General features: G+C 43.9%; 4 protein-coding genes and 1 pseudogene. 1 reads left to right on the top strand and 4 read right to left on the bottom strand.

What is annotated here, in order from left to right:
• Positions 1 to 671, bottom strand: a 671-nt coding sequence (locus tag F6K38_RS35055) for a cyclic nucleotide-binding domain-containing protein (RefSeq protein ID WP_287359710.1), incomplete at its 3' end; no start/stop codon positions are given.
• 4 nt (positions 672 to 675) lie between these two features.
• Positions 676 to 1,269, bottom strand: coding sequence for a helix-turn-helix domain-containing protein (locus tag F6K38_RS35050; protein ID WP_287359708.1), 594 nt, complete (start codon positions 1,267 to 1,269; stop codon positions 676 to 678).
• 53 nt (positions 1,270 to 1,322) lie between these two features.
• On the opposite strand from F6K38_RS35050, the gene F6K38_RS35045 reads away from it, so the two are divergent.
• Positions 1,323 to 1,481 (top strand): hypothetical protein, encoded by a 159-nt coding sequence (locus F6K38_RS35045; RefSeq protein ID WP_287262753.1) that lies wholly within the window; start codon positions 1,323 to 1,325, stop codon positions 1,479 to 1,481.
• Between the two features lie 1,450 nt (positions 1,482 to 2,931).
• Here F6K38_RS35045 and F6K38_RS35040 read toward each other — a convergent pair.
• Both F6K38_RS35040 and F6K38_RS35035 read right to left on the bottom strand, forming a co-directional pair.
• Positions 2,932 to 4,326, bottom strand: coding sequence for a hypothetical protein (locus tag F6K38_RS35040; RefSeq protein ID WP_287313163.1), 1,395 nt, complete (start codon positions 4,324 to 4,326; stop codon positions 2,932 to 2,934).
• 230 nt (positions 4,327 to 4,556) lie between these two features.
• Positions 4,557 to 4,833 (bottom strand): annotated as a pseudogene (locus F6K38_RS35035) (adenylate/guanylate cyclase domain-containing protein); the annotation flags it as partial.

Raw genomic sequence — 4,833 nt, 5'->3', positions numbered from 1 at the left:
ACCAGACAGGCAGCACCACAGTCAGAACCACTCTGTTGGGCAAAAAACGGATAGCGCCGGATCACTCGCTGCCACAAATGACCAACTTTTTGAGTAGGGCTAGGAAAGTAAGCTTTGCTAATGGTTTCCCTGGGCTTTTCGTCTCCTGAGGTGGGGATATCTTTCTTCTCCCCCACTCCCCATACTTCCCCCACTCTCCCTTTCTCCCCCTCTCCCAAAGCACTCTCTGACGGCATCAGCAGGGAATTTTGCCCTTGGGCCTGACGATAAAAATGCTCGCGGATTTGGGGATGTTTGCTAATCAGGGGAAATAACAGTTCCGGAGTTAGATAACAGAGCTTGGTTTTGAGGGAGGCTCTGGCTGAGTAGGACTCAAAAGACTCTTCTGGAAAGAAAGTACACTCCCCAAAAGAGGCTCCGGCTTTTAGGTTAGTAATTAACTCCCCCGCGCTATTAATCAGTCTGACCTTTCCAGAAATCACAATATAGACCCCAGCCTCGGCCTCTGTTGACTGCCAAAATTGACCAACCGTTGGCTCGCGATATTTTATTTGTTTGAGACAGCGTGATACCTCTAATTCTGAAAGACCATGCCCTAGAGTATGGGCGAGTTGCTGAGGAGAAATCAGTTGATTAGATGTAGGATTAGATCTAGATATATGTCGAACCATAATCTCATGCCATGTTGCTGGGATTGAATAGCCAAAAACCATTGGACTCGGAGCCATTAGCGGATTTCAGGTCAGAAATTAAGATGCTGTGACCATCCTTTTCCCGTCCGCTAGCTGATTTAACCTTTGTCCGTTTTGGTATCGTCGATAATCCCATCTCCTTGAGCAATCGTTGCAGGTGGCGATTGCTCAGTTCAATCCCGAATTCTTTTGCCAGATGTTTGTTTAACCAATTCACTGTCCAACGGCGAAAGGAATAACCATAATCCCGGGGACTCTGGTTAATCAGTTCTTTCAAACGGTCTAAATACTGCTCATTGACTGCCTTGGGGCGACCAATTGGACAATCCTGCCATTGGTGAGCCATCCCACTACGAGCAATATGCATCCAATGTCTTACTGTTGCGGCACAACACCCCAAGGTTTGACAAATTTCCGTTTGAGATTTGCCCTGATCTGCCAATAACATAATTTGAATCCGCTGACGGTAGGACTCATGTAAATCCTCTTCTAGACTTTTTTGGAGTAGTTTGCTTTGGAATGGTGTTAAATAATGACTTTTAAGAATTTTGGCTTCTTTACCTTGCTCGTTGTTCATATCAATCGGTTTTCTATGTACAACAGCCCTAAATTGGGCAGTTTTAACATTCATTGAATGTAAGCTATCAGCCGTCAGCTATCAGCTTATGTGCTACGCACACGCTACGCGAACAGCGGTCAGTAATCAGCTATCAGGTATCAGCCTATGGGATAGGTCCCAGCGTTGAAGCCTGTGCCACGCTACTTGAGGTGCTATCAGCTCAAGGCTGACGGCTGACGGCTGACGGCTGACTGCTTAGTAATGAGCTATTTATAAACCCTATATAAACCCCAATAATTAATCGAGCACAATCAACTTACACTTCCAAGACAGATAATTTGAACCTTGATGTAAGTAATTAGGAGTTCAATAATAGTTGAATCAAATCTTGGTATTGATGGCTGAAGTATCTCCCACAAAAGATTATATAATTAGTCGGATTAAAATCAAAATTTACCATTAATAAATCCTGAAATATTGTCCATATTTGCTCCACACATATGGAATAATAATTGACAAAAATTAACAGAATATTAAAAAGGTTTATCCGAGTAATTATCACTAAAACAATGGTTATATAAAGGTTATCGCTTTCACGAAAAATTAACTAAAACTTTAACTCTATAAAGCTTTGATAAAAAAAACTTTTATCAGATAAAATTCCATAGTTTATTCCTTTATCCACAATGGATGTAATCTGTAATTATCAGGGGATTGGAATTAGCCACTAGCCGGGACCTTAGCACCGATGAAGTGAGCATCACTGAAGGCTGACAAGGCTGCTTGTCACACCTGAATGCTATAGCTAGTTTTTTGATTGGAGTGGAAGCCTGAGTTAATGCAGTTCCCTGGGTAAGACTTTAAAGGTGAGTGTCATACTTCACCATGTGCCCCATGAGCTGAGTGTCTTGGTCCGCAAACCATTACGATGGCTGCAAGCTGCTACATGTATAAGCAATCTTGAGTTGGTAGTAACGGCTTCTTTGTCTATTATTCTTAATCACACCCAATGCTGACAGTACCCAAAAGGGTACTGTTTCACTGCACTTTCTGTGTTAAGGCAATATGCACAATATGCATTGATAGCAGTTATCCATTGAAAACTGCTATCAACCACAACTAGGATTACATTAAAAATCTGAAGGGGGCTTGGGGAGAACTGGTTGAGGAAATTTTGCTTTTGCGATCGCATAACCTAAGCATTCAGTGCTTATGCGATCGCATAACCTAAGCATTCAGTGCTTTTGCGATCGCATAACCTAAGCATTCAGTGCTTTTGCGATCGCATAACCTAAGCATTCAGTGCTTTTGCGATCGCATAATATCAAGTCCGGTTGAATACCCATAATAAAAGTGTATCGAAGGCAGAGGGCAGAAGGCAGAAGGCAGAAGTAAAGGAGTAAGGTTTCAAAGGTAATGGTTTTTGATAACTAATTATCCGGACATGATATAACCTAAGCATTCAGCGAATGCGCTACGCGCACGCTACGCGAACAGCTAGCAGGCGCTTTAACTGCACGGGGTCGGATCAGTAAAACGAGCAGGGATTTTCAACCAGCCCCGTACCAGCACCCCCCAGGTTGTTTACTACCGACCGTTGATTAGCATTAGGCATTAGGCATGATAGCTGACAGCTGACGGCTGAATGCTTGCTGCGTCACCTTTGTCGCCCACAGGAGCTCAATCTGCTAAATTAATTTGCCACAAACCATACCAATTCCTGACTGCCAACCATACTGTAGACAGCAATCCCGCCAGGCTCAAAGTCAAACCAGTGTAAGGAACCAGTAACCCAAACACAGGTAGTATCGCTCCAGCAATCGTACATACCACTGCTGCGGAAGAAGTATAACGGGTTTTCCCTAACCCCCAAACAAGTACCAGCAACACCAAAGAAATACCAGTCCAAGCCAACTGAGCATTCATCACTCGGCTCAGATAAGTCAGAGTGAGCAGACAAGCAAAGAAAATTCCCCCAGCAATCATCAGATTCCTTAAGTGCAGTGGTACAGATAAATACAGCAGAAGCAACCACCACAGAAACAAGCCAGGGGCTAACAACAGCAGACGAGGAATCACTCCTGTATTCCTGACTGGATCAGTAGCTGTGAATACTCCAAAGGGGTTGAGCACTGAAACATTATCCTCAAATCTCCAGGTAAACACTGTACTTTTCCCCTCGACCTTAGTTTCAGTCGGAGCAATCCCACTAGCGAAGTCAGCTTTAGGAAAATTTGCCTGTACCGTCAGGCGGAAGTTAGACACCAATTCTTTACCAGCTGTGTAAATCCACCGTGGTCCCCCTTGAGCTTGGTAGGTAACACGGAAACTGGTGGATTGACCCGGTTCTAGACGCAATGGAAAACTGTAGTTACCCGGATTGGTGGGGTTTAATCGCTCACCCTCCCGTTCTACCCGGAAATCTTGCAACAGGGAGTAGCTGTAAGGTTCTCTCACCTCAAAAAATAGCTCCTCTGCTTCTGCAAGGGAGTTGGTGACTTTGTAGTCAGCAGCAAAGTCAATGCGGTAGTTATTACGACGGTCTTGGAGATTAGGAATTTGGTCAATCTTGACCTCAATATCAGAGCTACTCAGGGCTAGCCAGCGGTTCACTTGGCGAGTATCCTCGATCTGAACAGGTTTCCCTTTGACTGTAGTGGTGTAAGTATAAGGTTCCTCGATCACATAGCGAACCTGGGGTGCTGCTTGTTCTAAGCGTAATCCAGCTACGCTTTGTGCCACTTGAACTACCCGATCCTGTTCCCAATGATGGTAGCGATTGGCTAAAGTTGAACACAGAAAGAAACCTGATACTAAGATTGCCACAATCACCACCCCGTGTTGGCATCCCCGCAGTAGGGCAGAATAGCGCACCACCCACTCTCCCACAAAAATTGCTTGCTCTGGCTCGGCACGGCGCAAGGCAATGCTCAGCAGCGCAATCACAATTCCTAAAGCAAGTATGAATAGCGCCAGCACTCCCAATACAGTGAGTAATTTGCTGCCAAACTCAATTAACTCATTAGGATGGGTGAGATCAGGTAAGTTTGGGATACCTCGGGGACTGTAAAACATAACCAGTCGTGTGTGACAATCGTTGTAATTTTCTAGTACAAAGACGGTTAACTTTCATCAGGAGTTTCTTGCAAAAACCCTACTAACTATAGGGTTTCCTAGTATGGGTGAGGTATATCTAAATTTTATTCCCTGTCTTGATGCAGTTCTTGACCTTACCAAAAATCCCTATATACGACGCTTGCCTCTTGCCTCTTGCCTCTTGCCTCTTGCCTTTCCCTAGCTGACGGCTAACTACTGATACCTAACGCCTTATATTCACTTCTATCATTTATCGAATTGTAGAGAGCATCAAGCATTTTATTTACCTCTGGAGGTTGGGATGTAAAACGGATATAAAACCCTTTATTTTCTGGTTCAATTGACGTCACTTTAGCATAGATATTATCACTATATTCTGCTTGGTATTGATTTAATATATTCAGGCTTATATTACTTAGCTCTACCGGGAAATTATCTCTTATTATCTCATAGGAACGCACTTTCGCTCCCTTAGCTGAAAGCTGA

The organism is Moorena sp. SIO3B2, from assembly GCF_010692525.1.
GTDB classification, from domain to species: Bacteria; Cyanobacteriota; Cyanobacteriia; order Cyanobacteriales; family Coleofasciculaceae; genus Moorena; species Moorena producens.
Note: the sequence above shows the minus strand (reverse complement) of the source record. Positions and strands in the feature narration are given on the sequence as shown.